Source organism: Mycobacterium sp. (assembly GCF_965277065.1).
GTDB lineage: Bacteria > Actinomycetota > Actinomycetes > Mycobacteriales > Mycobacteriaceae > Mycobacterium.
Genome location: NZ_CBDIBT010000019.1, coordinates 1,164,383 through 1,183,887, shown reverse-complemented (window position 1 = coordinate 1,183,887; position 19,505 = coordinate 1,164,383). Strand labels below are relative to the sequence as shown.

Annotated in this window: 17 protein-coding genes and 3 pseudogenes; 11 read left to right on the top strand and 9 right to left on the bottom strand. The window is 65.9% G+C overall.

Annotation, left to right across the window (positions count from 1 at the left end):
- Positions 1-4: 4 nt before the first annotated feature.
- Positions 5-286, bottom strand: coding sequence for a hypothetical protein (locus ACQY5A_RS22985; protein ID WP_428342576.1), 282 nt, complete (start codon positions 284-286; stop codon positions 5-7).
- Here ACQY5A_RS22985 and ACQY5A_RS22980 point away from each other — a divergent pair.
- Positions 230-421: pseudogene (locus tag ACQY5A_RS22980) on the top strand (hypothetical protein); the annotation flags it as partial. The gene ACQY5A_RS22985 and the pseudogene ACQY5A_RS22980 sit on opposite strands and share 57 nt — an antisense overlap.
- Here the strand turns inward: ACQY5A_RS22980 and ACQY5A_RS22975 are convergent.
- The 5 genes from ACQY5A_RS22975 to ACQY5A_RS22955 all read right to left on the bottom strand — a co-directional run bounded on the left by ACQY5A_RS22975 (position 345) and on the right by ACQY5A_RS22955 (position 7,698).
- On the bottom strand, positions 345-4,775 hold the full coding sequence (locus ACQY5A_RS22975) for an HAD-IC family P-type ATPase (protein ID WP_428343300.1): 4,431 nt from the start codon (positions 4,773-4,775) through the stop codon (positions 345-347). The pseudogene ACQY5A_RS22980 and the gene ACQY5A_RS22975 sit on opposite strands and share 77 nt — an antisense overlap.
- Before the next feature lie 45 nt (positions 4,776-4,820).
- Positions 4,821-5,252: a hypothetical protein gene (locus ACQY5A_RS22970; protein ID WP_428342575.1), complete on the bottom strand. Its 432-nt coding sequence runs from the start codon at positions 5,250-5,252 to the stop codon at positions 4,821-4,823.
- 109 nt (positions 5,253-5,361) lie between these two features.
- Positions 5,362-6,222 carry an exodeoxyribonuclease III gene (locus ACQY5A_RS22965; protein ID WP_428342574.1) on the bottom strand — a complete coding sequence of 287 codons (861 nt, stop codon included), beginning with the start codon at positions 6,220-6,222 and terminating at the stop codon, positions 5,362-5,364.
- Between the two features lie 10 nt (positions 6,223-6,232).
- Positions 6,233-7,105: an N-acetylglutamate synthase, CG3035 family gene (locus tag ACQY5A_RS22960; RefSeq protein ID WP_428342573.1), complete on the bottom strand. Its 873-nt coding sequence runs from the start codon at positions 7,103-7,105 to the stop codon at positions 6,233-6,235.
- A complete protein-coding gene (locus ACQY5A_RS22955) occupies positions 7,105-7,698 on the bottom strand; it encodes a peptide deformylase (RefSeq protein ID WP_428342572.1) in 594 nt (197 codons plus the stop codon). The genes ACQY5A_RS22960 and ACQY5A_RS22955 overlap by 1 nt, the downstream gene beginning before the upstream one ends.
- A 266-nt stretch (positions 7,699-7,964) precedes the next feature.
- Between ACQY5A_RS22955 and ACQY5A_RS22950 the strand changes: the two genes are divergently transcribed.
- Both ACQY5A_RS22950 and ACQY5A_RS22945 read left to right on the top strand, forming a co-directional pair.
- Positions 7,965-8,273, top strand: a complete 309-nt coding sequence (locus tag ACQY5A_RS22950; protein WP_428342571.1) for a DUF3263 domain-containing protein — start codon at positions 7,965-7,967, stop codon at positions 8,271-8,273.
- A gap of 64 nt (positions 8,274-8,337) precedes the next feature.
- Positions 8,338-8,805: a LytR C-terminal domain-containing protein gene (locus ACQY5A_RS22945; RefSeq protein WP_428342570.1), complete on the top strand. Its 468-nt coding sequence runs from the start codon at positions 8,338-8,340 to the stop codon at positions 8,803-8,805.
- A gap of 124 nt (positions 8,806-8,929) precedes the next feature.
- Here ACQY5A_RS22945 and ACQY5A_RS22940 read toward each other — a convergent pair whose 3' ends face one another.
- Both ACQY5A_RS22940 and ACQY5A_RS22935 read right to left on the bottom strand, forming a co-directional pair.
- A complete protein-coding gene (locus tag ACQY5A_RS22940) occupies positions 8,930-9,382 on the bottom strand; it encodes an SRPBCC family protein (RefSeq protein WP_428342569.1) in 453 nt (150 codons plus the stop codon).
- Positions 9,383-9,475: 93 nt separating this feature from the next.
- Entirely contained in the window at positions 9,476-10,996 is a 1,521-nt protein-coding gene (locus ACQY5A_RS22935; protein ID WP_428342568.1) for an HNH endonuclease signature motif containing protein, read from the bottom strand.
- Between the two features lie 82 nt (positions 10,997-11,078).
- Here ACQY5A_RS22935 and ACQY5A_RS22930 point away from each other — a divergent pair, with 82 nt between their 5' ends.
- The 6 genes and pseudogenes from ACQY5A_RS22930 (at position 11,079) to ACQY5A_RS22905 (ending at position 17,116) form a co-directional block, all read left to right on the top strand.
- Positions 11,079-12,332 (top strand): DDE-type integrase/transposase/recombinase, encoded by a 1,254-nt coding sequence (locus ACQY5A_RS22930; protein WP_428342567.1) that lies wholly within the window; start codon positions 11,079-11,081, stop codon positions 12,330-12,332.
- Between the two features lie 73 nt (positions 12,333-12,405).
- The gene (locus ACQY5A_RS22925; protein WP_428342567.1) at positions 12,406-13,659 is read left to right on the top strand and encodes a DDE-type integrase/transposase/recombinase; all 1,254 of its coding nucleotides are present in this window, start codon (positions 12,406-12,408) and stop codon (positions 13,657-13,659) included.
- Between the two features lie 100 nt (positions 13,660-13,759).
- Positions 13,760-14,452 (top strand): annotated as a pseudogene (locus ACQY5A_RS22920) (integrase core domain-containing protein); the annotation flags it as partial.
- Positions 14,453-14,626: 174 nt separating this feature from the next.
- Positions 14,627-15,325, top strand: coding sequence for a superoxide dismutase[Cu-Zn] (gene sodC, locus ACQY5A_RS22915; protein WP_428342566.1), 699 nt, complete (start codon positions 14,627-14,629; stop codon positions 15,323-15,325).
- Between the two features lie 19 nt (positions 15,326-15,344).
- The gene (locus tag ACQY5A_RS22910) at positions 15,345-16,460 is read left to right on the top strand and encodes a glutamate--cysteine ligase (RefSeq protein WP_428343299.1); all 1,116 of its coding nucleotides are present in this window, start codon (positions 15,345-15,347) and stop codon (positions 16,458-16,460) included.
- Complete coding sequence (locus ACQY5A_RS22905; protein ID WP_428342565.1) at positions 16,460-17,116, top strand: LON peptidase substrate-binding domain-containing protein; 657 nt, start codon at positions 16,460-16,462, stop codon at positions 17,114-17,116. The genes ACQY5A_RS22910 and ACQY5A_RS22905 overlap by 1 nt, the downstream gene beginning before the upstream one ends.
- 4 nt (positions 17,117-17,120) lie before the next feature.
- Here ACQY5A_RS22905 and ACQY5A_RS22900 read toward each other — a convergent pair whose 3' ends face one another.
- Positions 17,121-18,008 carry an SAM-dependent methyltransferase gene (locus ACQY5A_RS22900; RefSeq protein ID WP_428342564.1) on the bottom strand — a complete coding sequence of 296 codons (888 nt, stop codon included), beginning with the start codon at positions 18,006-18,008 and terminating at the stop codon, positions 17,121-17,123.
- Between the two features lie 100 nt (positions 18,009-18,108).
- On the opposite strand from ACQY5A_RS22900, the pseudogene ACQY5A_RS22895 reads away from it, so the two are divergent.
- Positions 18,109-18,348: pseudogene (locus ACQY5A_RS22895) on the top strand (crotonase); the annotation flags it as partial.
- Positions 18,321-19,199 (top strand): SMP-30/gluconolactonase/LRE family protein, encoded by an 879-nt coding sequence (locus ACQY5A_RS22890; protein WP_428342563.1) that lies wholly within the window; start codon positions 18,321-18,323, stop codon positions 19,197-19,199. The pseudogene ACQY5A_RS22895 and the gene ACQY5A_RS22890, both read left to right, overlap by 28 nt.
- Positions 19,200-19,505: the final 306 nt, after the last annotated feature.

Here is a 19,505-nt window from a genome sequence, read left to right as displayed (position 1 = left end):
ACGTCTACTCGGCGTCCTCAATGGCCTCGCCGAGCTCCTCCAGCAGCTTGTTGTGGTGGTTACTGGCCAGCAGGTGGCCGGCCGCGATGACCACGGCGACCGGCCAGTCGATGAGCTCGAATGCAGCTAGAGCCACCAAACCGCCGTAATAGGCGAGCGCTTCGGGCCGTGGAATCTCGACCTGCCCGACGAGCGGCAGGTTGATCGCGAACGTTTCGCCTTCCCGGATATGGGCCACGGCATCCGCTTGCGAGGTGTCGCGCCGCGTCTTCATTTCGGCCATCATTTGCCTTTCGGTAATGTCAGCGTTGCCATTGTGACTGGTGGTGCGACCATCGTTGGCGTCATGTCGACGACCGATTCTCTCGCCGACCCACTAGGCGGAGCTGTGGCGGGCCTGCTGACCGTTCCGCTGACCCAGTTGTACGCGGTGCTGTGGCGCTTCGGCGCCGTGGAGGTCGTGGCGACTCGGTCGGAGTCCGATCGACGGCCTCCGGCTCCGCGGGCCGCTTCTCGGCGAACACACGGGACGCGACGGCCACCGCGGCGGTCGCAGCCCCGGCTGAGCCCAGCGCCTGCGCCCAGCCGAGCGGGCCAAGTGGAGTACAACCGAGCAATTGGCTGATGCCGGGGGTGCTGATCAGCGTCCCCATCACGGCCAGCGAGCCGCCGGCGGTCAACACCACCAGCGGAGTACGCGAGTCCAGCAGCGTCTGACCCAGCTGCGCTGACACCAACGCGACCAGCGCCACCGTCGACGCCCGTTGCGGGCGTCCGGTGACACCGGCCATCGCCCACGCCGCCGTCGCTGCCGCCGCCGTGGTGGTGCCGCGGATCGCGACCGCCTGCCACAGCGCCCGCTCGTCGGGGCCGCGGCCTTCGGTCCGTGCCGGACCGCTGGGCTTGCTGACCGCCAAGGCCGCCGCGGGCAGCGCGTCGGTGAAGATGTTCACCAGCAGCAACTGGCGGGTGTTGAGCGGCGAATCGCCGGTGATCGCGGCGCCGATGATCGCGAACGCGACCTCGCCCGCGTTGCCGCCGAGCAGCACCGACACCGCGGCCTGCACCCGCCGCCAGAGCTCGCGGCCTTCGTCGATCGCGTTCAGCAGCGCCTCGATCCGGGCGTCGAGCAACACCACGTCGGCTGCGACACTCGACGAATCGCTGCCGCGGGCGACGACGCCGATCCCGACGGTGGCCGCACGGATCGCGGCGGCGTCGTTGGCGCCGTCGCCGACCATCGCGCAGACCTTCCCGGCGCGTTCCAGCGTCTGGACGACCTGCACCTTGTTCTCCGGCGACATCCGGGCGAAGATCACCCGCTCGGTGGCCGCCCGTTCCTGATCCTTGCGCGACATGGCATCCCATTCGTCGCCGCTGATGACCTGGTCCGCGGTCACCGACATTCCCAGTTCCCGCGCGATCGCCGCGGCCGTGATCGGGTGGTCGCCGGTGATCAACCGGATGCCGATGTCCCGTCCGGCGAGTGCTGCCAGCAGGGCGGGTGCTTCGGCTCGCGGGGTGTCGGACAGCCCGAGGAATCCGGCCAGCGACAGTTCGCCACCGGCGAGGTCTGCGATGGCGTCCTCGTCCTCGGCGACCAGTTGGACCTGCTGCGGGGTCAGCCGGCGCCGCGCGACGGCGATCACCCGCAGCCCTTCGGCGGCCAGCCCACGCACGGTCGCCTCGATGTCGGGACCGATGCCGTTGCTGGCGGCCAACACGACCTCGGGAGCGCCTTTGACGGTCAACTCATCGCCGGACACCGACGCCGAGAACGACCGGCCCGAGCGGAATGGCAGGTGCGCTGAGACGTCGATGCCGTCGGCTACCGGCTTTGCGGCCTCGATGATCGCGCGGTCGGTCGCGTGCACCTGCGGCCCGCCGTTGGCGTCCGGTGCCGCACTCGCCGCGAAGCGCAGCACGTCATCGCGCGAGTAACCCTCGGCGGGATGCACCTGCGACACCCGCAGCCGGTTCTCGGACAGCGTGCCCGTCTTATCGAAGCACACCACATCGATGCGACCGAGCGCTTCCACCGACCGCGGGACGCGAACCAGCGCACCGTAATTCGTCAGTCGCCGGGCGGACGCCGCCTGCGCGAGGGTCGCCACCAGCGGCATGCCTTCGGGCACCGCCGCCACCGTGATCGCGATGCCACTGGCCACGGCTTGGCGTAAACCCCTGCCCCGCAACAAACCCAGACCGCTGACCAGCAGCCCGCCGGTGACGCTGACCGGGAAGGCCCGGTTGGTCAGTTGGCTGAGCTGATGTTCGAGACCGATCTGGGGAAGCTCGCTGGAGACCAGTTCGGCGGCGCGGCGTGCCTGGGTGTCGGCGCCGACGGCGGTCACCAGGGCCATCGCGGTGCCCGCGACGATCGTGGTTCCGCCGTAGAGCATGCAGCGGCGCTCGGCGAGAACGGCGCCCGGCGTGGAGTCGACCTGCTTTTCCACCGGGAGCGATTCACCGGTCAGCGAGGACTCGTCGACCTCGAGGTCCTCTTCCTCGATCAGCCGGGCGTCGGCCGGGACCACCTCGTGGGTGCGTACCTCGATCATGTCACCGGGCCGAAGCTGCGCGGCCTTCACATCGGTGTAGACGAGCGAACCGTCGGCGCCGGTCGCCACCTTCCGGGCCGGTGGAATCTGTAGGGCCAGAAGCTCATTCAGTCGGCTTTCGGCGCGCAGTCGCTGGCTGGCCGCCAGGATGGAGTTTCCGGTGAGCACCGATCCGACCAGCACCGCGTCGACCGGCGAGCCCAGCACCGCGCTGGCGGCCGAGCCGAGCGCCAGTACCGGGGTCAGCGGGTCGGACAACTCGGCGCGCACCGCTTTGAGGAAGTGCCAGACCGCTTGACGCGGACGGTCGGTCAGTTCGGCACCGCGCTGGGCCGTGTCGATCGCCCGGGTGGCCAAGCCGTGCCGTTGGTGCACTTCCTGCTCGGCGTCCGGCGGCGGCAACATCTTGCGGACCTGATCGATCGACAACGCATGCCATTCGTTGCTCTGCGCCGGCAGCGGAGTCGGCGCGCGCAGCACGCCGCGGGCGATCAGGTATCCCGACAGCAGACCGGCGGCCGCGCCCGTCGTCACCGGGCCCGGTCCGCGACCGCGCACACCGGGAACCATCAGCAGCGCACCTAATGCCGTTGCCCCGGTGGCTATTTCGATGCCACGCCGACTCGCCGATTTGGCGGCCGGGATCGCGTGCAGTAGGCGCCAGGCGCCGTCGAGATCGTTCAGGATCAGATCTGCAGTCCAGGGCGGCGGTTCGGAATCGGAGTTGGGCATCAGGCCCAAGCCGACATCGGCTGACGAAAGTGCTTGTGCGGCAGAAGATGAGAGGACCGCAACGGTGTGGCCCAACTCTTGCAGGTCTGCCAGCGCGGTGACCAGCGCGACGTCGATGGACTCCCGCTGCGAGGGCCGGAGCTCGTCGAACGCGGGCTGCAACTCGCCGAGATCCTCGACGTCGACCGAGATCAGATTCAAACCGGACCGCCGCGCTTCGGCCAGCACCGCCGAGGCCAGCGGATCGTGGGTCGGGCCGATCAACGCCTCGATCTCGGCATCGAGCGGATGCCAGCCGACGGTGAGACCCTTTTTCTCCAGCAGCAACTGCGCGCGGTTCCACGCGGGCGACAACTCGTCTTCGTCGGCACCCCGAATTCGAACCACACGTAAAGTGTTGGTGCACAACACCCGCGGATCGATCACCAAAGCGTCGACGCGGTCGAGCCAGCGGAGTTTCTCCGGCTGCAACGGCAGCACCGCGTGTCGCTCGGCCAGTCCCTGACCCAGCGCCGCGGCGAACGACTCACGCGCGGTCCGGGTCGCCTTCGGAGCGGTAACCAGGGTCGCCGTCGAGGCCATCGCCAGGCTGCGGGTGAAGGCGCCGACGGCCGCGGTCCCGGCCAACTGAATGAGCGCGGCGCGCCGGGCGTGCCGCTCGACAGGGCCGTCGGCCAGTGGGACCGGCCGCGACGACGGGTGCACCTCCGGATGCTCGGCATGGCGGGCCAGTGCCGGCTCGTGGCGACTCCAGGCTCGCGCTTCAGCCTGGAATTCGGCGGCTTTGAGGATTTCCATCGCGAGGTCGACGGTCAGCGACGCCGGTGACAGCTCCAGCACGTGCGCCACCACCATCGACACCGACAGCACGGCGTCGGTGGCCGAGTGGCCGATGTTGTCTTCGAGCAATCGGCGCAGCCGAGGCTGATAGTCGACGGCCACCACCAGCGCCTCCACGCCGTTGAACAGATGCGGCCATCGCAGCACCCGGCCTACGACGGCAGCGCTGACGCCGACCGCGGTCGCGCCGACCCCCAGCGCATTGGTGGCGAGCAGCAGGCCATCGCCGGGCAGTGGCTTCGGCCGGGTGTCGTGACGTTCTTCGTCGACGGTACCGCTTGCCTGCCAACGCCTTTCGGCTGCATCGACATCGCGGCACATGTCACGCAACGAGACCTGATCGGTGCTCAAGTGCACGACGATCCGCGACAGTGGGCGGTTCACATTGACGGATTTGACGCCGGGCCGGGCGCGCACGGCGTCGACGACGAAGCGTCCGAGTTCTGCGCCGTCCGGACCGTCGAGGCCGCGGACCTCGATCCACGCGCGGCCACGACCGAGCCAGCTGTGCCGGGTCAGCGTGGGTGCGGGCAGTCCGACGGACAGCGCTCGCGCGCCTTCGCGGACGGGGATGGCCGCCATTGTCAGGCCGGTGCTGACCAGTGCAGATGTTGCCTGCAAGCCCAGCGTGACCGCGCGCAGCGGAAAGGGTGCTCGTACCAAGTCGACGCTATCTACTCGACAACATCAGCGGCGGGTGCGCGACTTGGCGCTGCCCGGCTGCCGCGCCGGGGTCCGCTTGGCCGGCGTCTTGCGCGGCCGTGCGGAGTTGGTCGACTTGGCGGGAGCCGCCTTGACAGAGGTCACCGATGCGACGGGACCGTCGGAGCGCGCGTTGCTCAGCCGTCGTAGCAGCAAGGCTCCGCCGCCCACCGCCAATAAGATCGGCCACTCGACGAGGCCGGCAACGCCGAGGGCACCCAGCGTGAGGGCGGCCGCCGGCGTGGAATGGCTGCCGCTGTCGATGCCCTTCTGCACACCGGCCGCCGCTCCGGTCACTGCGCCGACGACGCCGTTGACCGCTGCACCCCCCACTGCGCCGGCGGTGGCGGTGGTTGCTGTGGCGGCACGGCCGACCGTCCGGCTTACGTTGCGTACGGCGCCGTCAACGACACCCATGATGACTCCCTGGCTTTAGGTAAAGATCCATGATCCGGTGACGGCAATCCTATGACCTTGATCGGTAAATGAACAGCGGATGAATACCCAGCCGGCGCATTTTTATCCATCAAATGCTGTGAAGATCTACCAAAACCGGTGCGTGGTCGCTGGGACCTTTGCCTTTACGTTCCTCCCGAACAATTTGCGCATCGGCGACCCGGCTGGCGAACGCGGGTGAGCCCAGGATGAAGTCGATACGCATCCCTTGTTTCTTCGGGAATCGCAGCTGGGTGTAGTCCCAGTAGGTGTAGACGCCGGGGCCCGGTGTGAAAGGCCTTACCACATCCGTGAATTGAGCATCGATCATCGCGGCGAACGCTGTGCGCTCCGGTTCGGAGACATGGGTGGCGCCCTCGAAGAAGTCCACATCCCAAACGTCGTCGTCGGTTGGAGCGATGTTCCAGTCGCCGACCAGCGCTATCGGCGCCGACGGGTCGTCGCGTAGCCATCCCTCGGCAGTATTACGCAGGGCGGCAAGCCAATTCAACTTGTAGATGTAATGCGGATCGTCCAGGGTGCGGCCATTGGGTACATAGAGGCTCCATACCCGCACCCCCGCGCAGGTGGCGGCCAGCGCGCGCGCTTCGGCAGCGGCGGCCACATCCGGTTGTTGGGCTGACCCGCTGCGCCCGGCTTCGCCGACCTTGCGATCATCCCGCGGTTTGCTGCTCCACGTCGGCTGGCCGTCGAAACCGACTTCGACGTTGTCGAGACCGACCCGCGACGCAATCGCGACACCGTTCCACTGATTGACACCGACATGCGCGACCTCGTAGCCGAGTTCGAGGAAGGGCATCGTCGGGAACTGCTCGTCGGAGCACTTGGTCTCCTGCATGGCGAGCACGTCGACCTCGGCTCGCTCCAGCCAATCGAGCACTCGGGGCAGCCGGGTGCGAATCGAGTTCACATTCCAGGTCGCTATCCGCACGGCTGAGACCCTACGTGAGCGCCGCGACCGTGATGAAGCGTGCGTGATGGTGCAGGACGAACCCCAGCGACCGGGCCAGTCCCGCGGCGGCGCGATCTCCGTCGCGGACCCGGAGGTACGCCCGGGTCGCGCCGCGCGACGCTCCCCAGGCCAACACTGCCTCGCACACTGCGTGGGCCGCGTCGGGGTCTGCGGTCGTCTGAATCGTCGATAGGCCGACCCACCGAGTGCCGTCGGGGGAGTCGGTGACCGTGGCCCGCGCTGCGGCCGCGTCGGCGTAGGTACCGAAGATCAGCTCGCCGCCGGCGACGGCCGTCAACTCGTCGATGGGTATGTCGCGCAGGTGGACGGCGCTCGGCTCGGGTTGCAGCCGTACCGATCGATCGGGCTCGGCGGGATGCACGTCGCGCACCAACACCCAGTTGGCGCCCTCGCCTTCGTCGGGCAGTCGCAGCAGTCGGTCGGCGACAGACAACCGCGGAGTCAGATCGCGGCTTCGATACCAGTCGACGATCGCCGGTATCGCCGCGTGGCTGGCGAATCTTTCCAGTGGCACAGCGGAATTCGCCTCGTAGGTGTCGCGGTACCCGGCACGCAGCAGCCAGCCGTCCAGCCAGTGCTGTTCGACGCCCGGCCAGGCCATGGCGTCGGCATGCTCGAGTGCGCGAATCTCCGAGGCGCGCACCGGAGTATCGCTGAGCGCGCGCAGCGTGACCGCATCTTCGGGGGCGAAATGCACCACCTCGCCCGCCTTCGTTTGCACCCGCACCAGAGGCGTGGTCTCGAGTAGATGACCGATGACGTCGGTCAGGGGTGGCACCGACCCCGCGGGCCGGCGGTAACGCACCGATACCCTCGTGCCGAGCTCCGGCCACGAAACCATCAGTGGCCGAATGGATCCGGTCCTTCGCCCGGCGTCCAGGACAATCCGGGAACTCCCCAGCCGTGCGATTTGACTGCTCGCTTGGCCGAGCGGGCGTGGCGTCCGATCAAGCAATCCAGATACAGGAAGCCGTCCAGGTGGCCGGTCTCGTGCTGGAGCATGCGTGCGAATAACCCTGTGCCCTCCAGGGTTACCGGGGCGCCGTCGGCGTCGAGCCCGGTGACTTTGGCGTAGTCGGCACGTCCGGTGGGAAACGATTCGCCGGGCACCGACAGGCAACCCTCGTCGTCGTCATCGGGGTCGGGCATCGTCTCGGGAACCTCGGAAGTTTCCAGCACCGGGTTGACGACCACGCCGCGCCGTCGTGGCGTCTGTCCGCGCTCGTCGGCGCAGTCGTAGACGAAGACCCGGAGGTTGACGCCGATCTGGTTGGCGGCCAGGCCGACCCCGAACGCGGCGTCCATGGTGTCGTAGAGATTCGTGATCAGATCGGCCAGGTCAACCGGCAGCGAACCGTCTGCTGCGACCCGCACCGGGGTGGTGGGAGTGTGCAGGACGGGATCTCCCACGATGCGGATTGGTTCGACAGCCATGACCGCAGAGTTTAAGCGTGCCGACGATGCAGTCCGCATGGGCGCTGCACCCGCCACCATTCCGCATGGCGGACTGAGGAGGAGGCGGGCAATCAAAGCGAGCGTGCCGACGATCTGCCGCGATTGCGGAGTAGTCGTGCGGCATGCAACCTCACGTAGTCGGCCGACTCGCGGGTCTGGCTTACAGGTCAACAGTTGTCGGCGTGGTTGAATAATCGCCGGAGCAGCGAGCATTCGAGATTTGCCGAAAGGGTCGAGGAAGCGATATGGACAGCGCCATGGCGCGGGCTAATCGATCGGGAGACGACTCTGGACTCGCCGATGGGTTGACTCGCCGCGAACACGACATTTTGGCCTTCGAACGCCAATGGTGGAAATACGCCGGCGCCAAAGAAGAAGCGATCAAAGATTTGTTCGGAATGTCGGCCACGGCTTATTACCGAGTGCTCAATGCGTTGGTCGACCGACCCGAGGCATTAGCCGCCGATCCGATGCTCGTGAAACGTCTCCGTCGACTGCGCGCCAGCCGCCAGAAGGCGCGGGCCGCTCGACGGCTGGGGTTCGAGCTCACCTGAGAATTTTGCCTGCTCACCGGGCGTCGGCGTGGGTTTTCCCGCACTCCTGGATACAGTGACGTCAATGAATGAGCGCGTTCCCGACTCGACTGGGCTCCCTTTGCGGGCCATGGTGATGGTGCTGCTGTTTCTCGGCGTCATCTTTTTGCTGGTCGGGTTTCAGGCCCTGGGATCGGGCAGCAACACCGACGACGACTCATCGGTGGCGAGCGCGACCACCACCTCAGCAGCGACCAAGACGACGACCAAGGTCGCGGCGGCCAAGTCCGACGTGCGGGTCTACAACATTTCCAGCCAGGCGGGTATCGCCAGTAAGGCCGCCGACCAGATCAAGCAGGGCGGTTACAACGTCACCGAAATCGGCAACCTGACGTTGCCCAAGGTGTCGGCCACCACGGTGTACTTCGGAAGTGCTGCCGGCGAACAGGAAACCGCCGAGGCGATCGGCAAGATTCTCAAAGCACCGGTCGCGGCGCGGACGCCGGACGTCTCCGATCAGCCGCCCGGCGTCATCGTCGTCGTCGCTGGCTGACGCGCCGATAGAACGGCGGCGGATCGTCGTCGCTGACTGCCGGGGCGACATAGGTCTTTCCCGTTGAGGAGTCGAGAACGACTGTGCGGTCAGCCAACTGCTGATCAGGCAACCTCAGTGCGCCTCACTCAGTCCGCGTGGTGCCCTCCGCTTCGTTCGCCAGCGCCGCCGCTAATCGCGCATAGGACGCTTCGAGCGCCGACTGCACTGATTTCTCCGGGAGAATGCGCGACACGCACGTCACCGTCCAGACGATGCGGGACCCGTTCGCAGCTTCTTCAATCCGGATATCACCCCGGTAATCCTTGAGCAGCATGTACCAGGGGAGCGATGCGGCGTAGGCGTGGTGATGCGGTCGGGTGCCATCGACGATCAGGTCGCGTATATCGCTCAGCCCGATGCGCATCCGCCTAACACCACCCTTTGCTGTGTCAGGCTCTCCGCGCTGCTCCCACTGCGCGGCCGATACCGTCGGCATGAAATCCGACCAGTGCTCGACATCCATCAGTACGTCATATATCGCTTCAGGTTTCGCGCTCGTCAGTTGCTCGACCCGGCATGACACAGATCCATTCATGCTGCCGGAACGTACTACCGGAGCCCAGTTAGTCGGGCGATTCAGACAAACCACCCGCGCTCGTGGTCATCCCTGCGTGAAGTGGACCCGCCGCTAGAACGGCGGCGGATCGTCGCCGGGCCCCGGCGGGCCCAGATCGAAGTAACTGAGGCGGCGGGCCCGGCGGGTCGTGCGCGCACGGTGGTTTTGTTGCCGCTCGGTGCTGATCCGGTAGGCGCGGTCTTGTCCACGGGTGCGCCGGCGTCTGGGCATCATCGCGGTCCGCTCGTCGCAGTAGTCCTCTGGCGCACGGGGTTCCGGTGGCCGCAGATCGCCGGTGGGCGAGCACAGGCTGGGAAACAGCAGCGCGCTGCCCGGTGTGGTGACGTAGGTCTTACCTGACGGCGAGTCGAGAATGACTGTGCCGTCGGGCAACTGCCGATCACGCCAACCCCAGAACGTCTTGACCAAGTGATGAGTACGGCAGTAGCACTTCAGGTTCGAGGCATGGGTGGGCCCGCCGTCGGCGTGGGGGATGCTGTGGTCGATGTCGCAGTCGAATGCCGGGTGGTCGCAACCCGGCCAGCGACACGTCAGGTCCCGGCATCGCACGAAATCCGCGAGTGCTTTCGACGGCAGGTATCCCGGCTCGGGTGTGGCATCGAGTGGATGAATAAGGGGCACCAGCTTCGCGTGAGCGGCCAACTCGGCGATGAGCTCGGGCCCGACCAGCCCGTCGGCGCGTACTTCAGAGGCTGACCTGTAGCCCGCGTCGCCGGCCGCGGCCTCGGCGATCACGTGAACCACCACCGATGTTGCGGCGGAACGTTTTCCGGCAGCACAGTCATCTCGTCCGCATTGACAGCCCAGGCGATCGGCTCCGGTGGCGAGAGCGCCCAGCGCGTCGGCACGGCGTTGCTCGCGAGTGCGCGGATCGTGCTCACACACCGTGGCGGCCAACGCGGTGAGCCGCGTGTCTACGGCGCGTGCTAGGGGAGTGAGCAGGCTGCCGTGGATCTCTGACAGGCCGTCGCCGATGTCGTCGAACCACACCTCTCGTTCGTTACGTCGCTCGGTGCGTCGCCGCACCGCATCACGGTCGGCCTTGGCGACGATCTTGTCGATGTGTCCGGCCAGCCGACTGCGCGTCATCGATGGCCAACGCTCCACGGCCACGGCGAGCTGGCCATCGACGGTCGCGAGTACCTCGCTGTCGGTGATCAGGTCGGTGCGATACACGATCGTCGCGAACGTCCGTTGATCGATGCCACCGGCTCGAAAGACGTCAGCCAATTTCGGCAGCCGCTCCCGCATCGCGCGGGCGTAACGCAGTTGGCTCGCCGCGAGAGCCTGACTCATGCGCAATGCGGCGGCCACCTCGGCGCACACCGCCGCCTCGGTGTCGACGGCCCAGTCCTCGGTGTCCGAGCAACGCGTCAGTCGATACGCGAACAAATCACCGATCGCCGTCAACCCCGCGGCGGCGCCGCGATTCTGCGCACGCCAGGATGCGCCGATTCGATCCAGCAATGCGGCCGACTCCGTGGTGCGCGTCGGGTAACGACGCTCGAACAGCTCATCGAAACGGGCTATCACCTCCGGCGACGACGCCAAGCCTGACCCTTGTTCGAACATGTTTTCGATTATGCACGAAGGCTCCGACCGCGTTGACTCGTCAGAAATGCGCGCGAAAGGGTGCTTCGTTGCCTCATGGAAAATGCGCGCGTACGCCCAGTGGATGGGGTTGACGTTGGCAGAGCGCAGAGCAATCACTGAGGCGGCTGCAGCCCGCTACCAGCTGGCGAGCAAGCGCGGTAAGAGTCGGATTCTGGATGAGTTGTGCGCCAATACGGGGTGGCATCGAAACCATGCGCGTAAGGCGCTTGCAGCGTCGCTGCTGCCTAAGATCGTTGCGCCGCGCAGTCCGCGGCCGGTGAAGTACGGGCCCGATGTCATCGCGGCTTTGACGGTCTGCTGGGCAGTGCTGGGAATGCCGGCCGGCAAACGGCTCGCGCCCATGCTGGGCGAACTGGTGGCAGTGCTGCGTCATTTCGGTGAGCTGTCCATCGACGAAGGCACCGCTGAGCTGCTGGCGTCGATGTCGGCAGCCACCATCGATCGCCGGCTGGCTGATCAGCGAGCTAAATGCCGGCTGCGGGGACGTGTGGGGACAAAGCCGGGGTCGCTGCTCAAAAGCCAGATCCCGGTGCGCACCTGGGCCGAGTGGGACGACGCTCGACCGGGGTTCGTCGAGATCGACTTGGTCTGGCATGACGGCGGCAACCGGGGTGGAGGCCATGTGTTCACGCTGACGGTCACCGATATCGCTACCGGCTGGACCGAGAATCGCTCGGTGCCGGACAAGACCGCCAAATGCGTCCTGGCAGCACTCAATGACATCGCCCGCAAAATGCCGTTCCCGATCCTGGGCGTGGACTGCGACAACGGATCAGAATTCATCAACGACCACCTGCTGGGATGGTGCCAAGGACGCCAGATCACCTTCACCCGTGCACGACCGGGCAATAAGAACGACGGTTGTTACGTCGAGCAGAAAAACTGGGCAGTGGTGCGCATCGTGGTCGGCTACCATCGCTACGACACCCCTGCAGAACTGTTGCTACTCAACGAGATCTGGCAGTTGCACTCCAGGCTGACCAACTACTTCTACCCGCAGCAGAAATTGATCTCCAAGGTCCGCGTAGGGGCCAAAGTGTCCAAGAAACACGACACCGCCACCACCCCATTTCATCGCGCAATCGATCACCCCACCATGACCGTGGAACGCATCGTGGCGCTAACCCGGACCTACTCGCTGATCAATCCTGCCGCCACCCAACGCCAGGTCCAAGCCCTCACCGCCCAGCTGTTCACCCTCGCAACCAGCAAAGCCGCACCCGGCGCCACAGCTCCAATCAACAAGCGCGCACGTTTACGTGAGGCAACGAATCCCCCTTCGCGCGCATCTTGACGTGAGGCAACAGGCCGACCGCGTTGACTCGTCAGAAATGCGCGCGAAAGGGTGCTTCGTTGCCTCATGGAAAATGCGCGCGTACGCCCAGTGGATGGGGTTGACGTTGGCAGAGCGCAGAGCAATCACTGAGGCGGCTGCAGCCCGCTACCAGCTGGCGAGCAAGCGCGGTAAGAGTCGGATTCTGGATGAGTTGTGCGCCAATACGGGGTGGCATCGAAACCATGCGCGTAAGGCGCTTGCAGCGTCGCTGCTGCCTAAGATCGTTGCGCCGCGCAGTCCGCGGCCGGTGAAGTACGGGCCCGATGTCATCGCGGCTTTGACGGTCTGCTGGGCAGTGCTGGGAATGCCGGCCGGCAAACGGCTCGCGCCCATGCTGGGCGAACTGGTGGCAGTGCTGCGTCATTTCGGTGAGCTGTCCATCGACGAAGGCACCGCTGAGCTGCTGGCGTCGATGTCGGCAGCCACCATCGATCGCCGGCTGGCTGATCAGCGAGCTAAATGCCGGCTGCGGGGACGTGTGGGGACAAAGCCGGGGTCGCTGCTCAAAAGCCAGATCCCGGTGCGCACCTGGGCCGAGTGGGACGACGCTCGACCGGGGTTCGTCGAGATCGACTTGGTCTGGCATGACGGCGGCAACCGGGGTGGAGGCCATGTGTTCACGCTGACGGTCACCGATATCGCTACCGGCTGGACCGAGAATCGCTCGGTGCCGGACAAGACCGCCAAATGCGTCCTGGCAGCACTCAATGACATCGCCCGCAAAATGCCGTTCCCGATCCTGGGCGTGGACTGCGACAACGGATCAGAATTCATCAACGACCACCTGCTGGGATGGTGCCAAGGACGCCAGATCACCTTCACCCGTGCACGACCGGGCAATAAGAACGACGGTTGTTACGTCGAGCAGAAAAACTGGGCAGTGGTGCGCATCGTGGTCGGCTACCATCGCTACGACACCCCTGCAGAACTGTTGCTACTCAACGAGATCTGGCAGTTGCACTCCAGGCTGACCAACTACTTCTACCCGCAGCAGAAATTGATCTCCAAGGTCCGCGTAGGGGCCAAAGTGTCCAAGAAACACGACACCGCCACCACCCCATTTCATCGCGCAATCGATCACCCCACCATGACCGTGGAACGCATCGTGGCGCTAACCCGGACCTACTCGCTGATCAATCCTGCCGCCACCCAACGCCAGGTCCAAGCCCTCACCGCCCAGCTGTTCACCCTCGCAACCAGCAAAGCCGCACCCGGCGCCACAGCTCCAATCAACAAGCGCGCACGTTTACGTGAGGCAACGAATCCCCCTTCGCGCGCATCTTGACGTGAGGCAACAGGCCGACATTGATTCTGTTAAACCGGTTCGGGTGAGGATGGTCTTGCCCGTTCGCCGCTGGTGGTGACCCTCGGTCTGACTGACGCCCTTTGACAAGGCGGTGGCCGCCCACGGGGTGCCCCAACGGCTCCTGAGCGACAACGGGGCTGCCCTAAACCCGTCCCGCCGGGGCTACATCGGTCAACTCGTCCAACACGCACGTGCACTCGGGGTCGAAGCGATCACCGGCAAGCCCTATAAGCCGACCACTCAGGGAAAGAACGAACGCTTCCACCAGACGCTGTTCCGTTATCTGGACAAGCAGCCACTGGCCGACACGCTGGCCGGACTCCAAGCTCAGGTTGACGCGTTCGACCACATCTACAACACCGAACGGCCCCACCAGGGGCTCCCTGGGCGCGTCACACCGCTGACCGCATGGGAAGCTACGCCGAAAGCCGACGCGCCACGCCCCAAACACGTTCGGGCGCTGTTCGACCGGCCCTCACCACTCCCGCGGCCCGCGCCACGAGCATTGGTGGACCTGCCCGACGGCGCCCGCGTAAGAAGGGTGACCACCGCAGGCACCATCGGGCTGGACTCGGTCACCTACATGGTCGACGTGCAACGCGCCTTCGAGCGGGTCCTGGTCTTCACCGACGGCGACAAGATAATCGTGACCGATACTCAAGGCGAGGTCCTTGCCGAGCACACTCGACCCACACCCGGCACCAAATACGTCGGCAACGGACGACCCCGCGGCCAACGTCCCAAACCCGGGAAACCGTCACCGAAGTCCTGACACACAAACTGTCACCGATGTCCTGATGCAGAACTGTCACCGATGTCCTGAGACATCACACTCCGACAAGACTGAGCCGTCGGCTGATCGCCGGACAACAGCGGCTCGGTTTGATTGATCCCGCTCCTCAATGGGTCGTTCCTACCCGCCTCGTCGTCGAGATAGGCTCTCCCCATGCTTAAGTCCGCCCGGAGCCGCAAAGTGGCCGCCGCCGCTTCTCTAATCCCACTCGCCACCTCGGCCGCGCTGATGAGCGCCTGCAAGCCGAACCAACCGCCGGCGACCTCTCCCGGCACTCAGCCGCCGATCTGGACCGGCTCGCCAGCGCCATCGAGTGCGGAGCCCACCGGTCAGCAGGGCGGGACCGACAGTCTGACTACACAGCTGAACGGGCCGACCGGCACGAAGATCGCCACCGCGAAGTTCGAGTTCAATCAGGGCTACGTGACGATCACTATCGAGACCACCGGGACCGGCCAGCTGAGCCCCGGCTTCCATGGCGTGCACATCCACTCGGTCGGCAAATGCGAGGCCAATTCCACCGCTCCGACCGGTGGTGCGCCCGGTGACTTCCTGTCCGCGGGCGGGCACTTCATGGCTAACGGCGTACACGAAAGCGGCGACCTGACCTCGTTGCAAGTGCGCAAGGACGGCAGTGGACTGCTCGAAACCACCACTGATGGGTTCACCAAGGCCGACCTGCTTGCCGGTGCGGGAACCGCGATCATGATCCACGCCGGCGCCGACAACTTCGGCAACATCCCGGCAGACCGCTACAACCAGGTCAACGGCGCACCCGGACCCGACCAGACGACGATGTCGACTGGCGACGCCGGCAAGCGGGTGGCCTGCGGTGTGATCGGCTCCGGTTAGTTCCTCATCGGACAGGGGTATCGCTATCAGGGTGAACTTCGCGTCATCGCCCCGCCCGACACTTGGCGTCGAATGGGAGTTCGCGCTCGTCGACGCGCAGACGCGCGACCTGAGCAACGAAGCCACGGCGGTTTTCGCCGAAATCGGGGAAAACAGACACGTACACAAGGAACTGCTGCGCAACACGGTGGAAATCGTCACCGGCATTTGTGACTCCACCGCTCAGGCGATGGACGATCTTCAATCCACGCTGAAATCCGTTCTGCCGATCGTCCGCGAGCGTGACATGGAGTTGTTCGGCGCGGGGACCCATCCGTTCGCGAGTTGGTCCACGCAGCAGCTGACCGATGCGCCGCGATACGCCGAACTGATCAAGCGCACCCAGTGGTGGGGCCGCCAGATGCTGATCTGGGGAGTCCACGTGCACATCGGGGTTTCCTCGCCGGACAAGGTGATGCCGGTGATGTCGGCATTGCTCAACTGGTATCCACATCTGCTGGCGCTGTCCGCCTCGTCGCCCTGGTGGGTTGGCGACGACACCGGCTACGCCAGCAACAGGGCAATGATGTTCCAGCAGCTTCCCACCGCCGGCTTGCCGTTCCAGTTCGAAAAGTGGGACCAGTTCGAGGGTTTCGTTCACGACCAGAAGAAGACCGGGATCATCGAGGACGTCAACGAGGTGCGGTGGGACGTTCGTCCGTCGCCGCACAACGGAACCCTCGAGGTGCGGGTCTGCGACGGGGTGTCCAACATCCGCGAACTCGGCGCGCTGGTTGCGTTGACGCACTGCCTGGTGGTGGATCTCGAGCGGCGACTGGACGCCGGTGAGACGCTGCCCACCATGCCGCCGTGGCACAACCAGGAAAACAAGTGGCGCGCGGGCCGCTACGGGCTGGACGCCATCATCATTCTCGACGCGGACAGCAACGAGCGCCTGGTCACCGAGGACCTCGACGAGCTGCTGAACCGGCTGGAACCCGTTGCCGCGTCATTGGATTGCGCGGACGAATTGGCCGCGGTGGCCGAGATACCCCGGCGCGGGGCGTCGTATCAACGGCAGCGGCGGGTCGCCGAGGAGCACGACGGAGATCTGCGCGCCGTCGTCGATGCGCTGGTCGCCGAATTGAAGATCTGATGGGGTCCGCAACTGAATTCGGCCGCCTGGCAATGTTTCCGTTGCAATCGGCATTTCTGCCTGGGGAGGATCTGCCGCTGCAGATCTTCGAGCCTCGTTACGCCGAGATGGTACGAGACTGCATGCGGGACAACAGCCCCCGGTTCGGTGTGGTGCTGATCTCGCAGGGTCGCGAGGTCGGCGGCGGCGACATGCGCTGCGACGTCGGCACGGTGGCCAGGATCGCCGAATGCGTCGAAGTCGCCGATTCGGGTCGATTCATGCTGCGCTGTGAGACGGCCGAGCGGATCAAGGTGTGCGAGTGGCTACCTGATGACCCCTACCCGCGGGCCGTGGTCGAGGAGTGGCCCGACGAGCCGGGAGAGTCGGTCAGCGCAGGCCAGCTCGAAGCCCTCGAAGACCGGATGATGGCTCTTTTCGAGCGGATTGCCAACGCCCGCGACTTCCCAGTGCCGGATCGCCAAGAAGTGCTCGGCTCCGGCTTCGACTTTTCCGATGCCGGAGAACGGTTGTACGCGTTGGCATCCCGTATCCCGATCGGGCCGGCCGACCGTTACTCCGTGCTGACCGCCCCGACGGCCCACGCTCGGCTGACGGCGCTGGGCGAGGCGGTGGATTCGGTCGCCGCGATCATCGAATTCCAGCTCTCACAGTAGGCCGTCAGGCGTAGCGCGGAACCGTGTGCAGGCGTCCTTCGAGGAAAACGCTGCGAGGCGCCAGATCCTTGAGGTCGTCGGCCGGCGTCCGGTTGTAGCGCCTAAGCAGATCCAGCGCCTCGATCGCGGTGACCGCCCAGTCTCGGTCGGTCAGCCAATGTCGGAGGTCGGCGCGTTCCTCGCTGAACAAGAGCCCCGGAAGGTCCAGCCCGTCGTCGCCCAGGAATGCACGACCCCGCTCGAGGTAGTCCTGGTCGAAGGCGTTCGGGTGCAACACTTCTGCCGCGATCCGGCTACCGCTGGCGCTGAGCTCCAAAATCCGGTCGAACAACAGATCCTGACCGGCTGCCGGCAGGTAAGGCAGCAGCCCCTCGGCAGACCACGCCGTCGGCGTCGACGGGTCAAAACCCGCTTCCTGCAGTGCCGTCGGCCAATCGGCCCGCAGATCGATCGGCACCGGCCGATACCGGACGGCCGGGCGGGCGTTGCGGGCTTCCAGCGTCTCCGCTTTGAACGCCAGCACCTGAGGTTGGTCGATCTCGTAGACCACGCTGCTGGACACCCAGGGCAACCGCCAGGCGCGGGCGTCCAGGCCCGCGGCCAGAATCACGACCTGGTCGATGCCGTTGGCGGCAGCGGCGATGAAGTACTCGTCGAACCACTTGGTGCGGGCTGCGGCGTACCCCTGGACGAGGGGTAGGTGCCTGCCCACATCGGAAGAGTCCCAGCCGCGTGCGATGGCGGCGTCCACAAAAAGCTGGGCGTAGGGGTCGGTGAACAGCGGGCAGTCGCAATCGGATTCAGCGGCGCGGGCCATGGCAACACCGAGAGCCGTCGCGCCGACGCCCTCGGTGATGTCCCAGCTGTCGTCGTCGGTCCGTGTGATGGCCATGGCCGATCTCGCTTTCGCGGCAGTGCTGAACAGGGCGACCACGCTGTCGGACAGAACCCAGGCTAATGAAGATCGGAACTCCCTGCTTGGTATGCGGGGCCGCGACATCGCGACCAACATCGCGCCGATGTCGGCAGCGTTGAGCAAGCGGCTGCTGTGGGATACGGCGATCAACGGCTACACGCCGCAGCAAGTGGCCTCGCTGGAAACCCAGTTGCACCATAGGGTGATGGGGACTGATGACGCTCGCGAGGGCGTCAACGCCTACCTGGAGCGGCGGGCTCCCCGGTTCAGCGCGCGACTGTCGGCCGAGTGGAGCCCGCTACCGGATCCGGAGTAGTGGGCATGCAGATCGAGCTGATGGCAGAGGGCCTCGGATTCACCGAGGGTCCGGTGTGCCTGCCCGACGATCGCGTGGCGCTGACGTCGATCAGCCATGGCTGCGTCTACATCGTCGACCCGCGCGGTGGCCCGCTCGAACGCATCGACACTGGCGGAGGGCCGAACGGTTTGGCCTGTGGCACGGACGGAACCTTGTACGTCGCGCAGAACGGCGGCGTGTGGGGCGCAAGCGGTCCCGCCGAGCCGGGCGTTCAGGTGATCCGCGGCACCCAGGTCGAGTACCTGGTTGAGGGGTTGGGTGCGCCGAACGATCTGACGTTCGGACCGGACGGACGGCTCTGGATCACCGACACGCGTGGCAAATTCGACATGAGCGCACCTGGAGGGGGGCTGCCTGGGCACGTGTATGCGACCGACGTCGGGTCGGGGGAGACGCAGCAGATCATCGACGACGGGCCGGTGTTCATCAACGGCCTGGGCTTCGATCAAGGCGGCTCGACATTGCTCGTGACGGCCACAGTTTCGTCGGAGCTGCTGTCCTACGCGATGACTGCGCCCGACTACCGGCCCATCGGAGCGCCCGAGCTGCTGCACACCTTCGTCGACGGCTGGCCCGACGGTATGGCCGTAAGCACTCCCGGCGACTATTGGGTGGCGCTGACCGGCGGCGATCGCATCGATGTGATCGACGCCTGGGGCCGCTGTATCGGGACCGTCGCGCTGCCGGCCGGATCGCTGCCGACCAACGTCTGCATCGGTGGCCGCCGCTACGATGAGCTGTTCGTCACCGCCGCGCACGATGAGGCGCTGGTGCGCATTCAGCTCGAAGGCGACGGCCCGCCGCTCTAAGACGGTTTCCAGCCGAGTTGCAGTAGTACACCGAGATCGTCGCGGACCGCGCGATGGCGGGTGATCCGGCCGTCGCGGTGTCGCCTTTTTCCGAGGGTTCGACGAATCTCAGAGCGCAGGTTCGAAAACGCATCACGCAGCCATCGCGATGATCCGCTGAGCCAATTCGGCGTAGCCGGTTTCCATGAGCCGGAAAGACTGGCGGGCGATATCTTTCGCGTCGGTCATGGTCGAAAGGGTAGGACGACTGCCTAGTGGCGGTCTTGGAGAAACGGCCACGTTGTTTTCAGCTGCGCGTTTGCGGGT

Excerpts from the sequence above, each read along its gene's own strand:
- ACQY5A_RS22900 (WP_428342564.1), bottom strand. The coding sequence starts at position 18,008 with ATGGCCATCACACGGACCGACGACGACAGCTGGGACATCACCGAGGGC.
- ACQY5A_RS22985 (WP_428342576.1), bottom strand. The coding sequence starts at position 286 with ATGATGGCCGAAATGAAGACGCGGCGCGACACCTCGCAAGCGGATGCC.
- sodC (WP_428342566.1), top strand. The coding sequence starts at position 14,627 with ATGCTTAAGTCCGCCCGGAGCCGCAAAGTGGCCGCCGCCGCTTCTCTA.
- ACQY5A_RS22950 (WP_428342571.1), top strand. The coding sequence starts at position 7,965 with ATGGACAGCGCCATGGCGCGGGCTAATCGATCGGGAGACGACTCTGGA.
- ACQY5A_RS22940 (WP_428342569.1), bottom strand. The coding sequence starts at position 9,382 with ATGAATGGATCTGTGTCATGCCGGGTCGAGCAACTGACGAGCGCGAAA.
- ACQY5A_RS22960 (WP_428342573.1), bottom strand. The coding sequence starts at position 7,105 with ATGGTTTCGTGGCCGGAGCTCGGCACGAGGGTATCGGTGCGTTACCGC.
- ACQY5A_RS22935 (WP_428342568.1), bottom strand. The coding sequence starts at position 10,996 with ATGTTCGAACAAGGGTCAGGCTTGGCGTCGTCGCCGGAGGTGATAGCC.
- ACQY5A_RS22905 (WP_428342565.1), top strand. The coding sequence starts at position 16,460 with ATGGGGTCCGCAACTGAATTCGGCCGCCTGGCAATGTTTCCGTTGCAA.
- ACQY5A_RS22970 (WP_428342575.1), bottom strand. The coding sequence starts at position 5,252 with ATGGGTGTCGTTGACGGCGCCGTACGCAACGTAAGCCGGACGGTCGGC.
- ACQY5A_RS22945 (WP_428342570.1), top strand. The coding sequence starts at position 8,338 with ATGAATGAGCGCGTTCCCGACTCGACTGGGCTCCCTTTGCGGGCCATG.
- ACQY5A_RS22955 (WP_428342572.1), bottom strand. The coding sequence starts at position 7,698 with ATGGCTGTCGAACCAATCCGCATCGTGGGAGATCCCGTCCTGCACACT.
- ACQY5A_RS22925 (WP_428342567.1), top strand. The coding sequence starts at position 12,406 with ATGCGCGCGTACGCCCAGTGGATGGGGTTGACGTTGGCAGAGCGCAGA.
- ACQY5A_RS22930 (WP_428342567.1), top strand. The coding sequence starts at position 11,079 with ATGCGCGCGTACGCCCAGTGGATGGGGTTGACGTTGGCAGAGCGCAGA.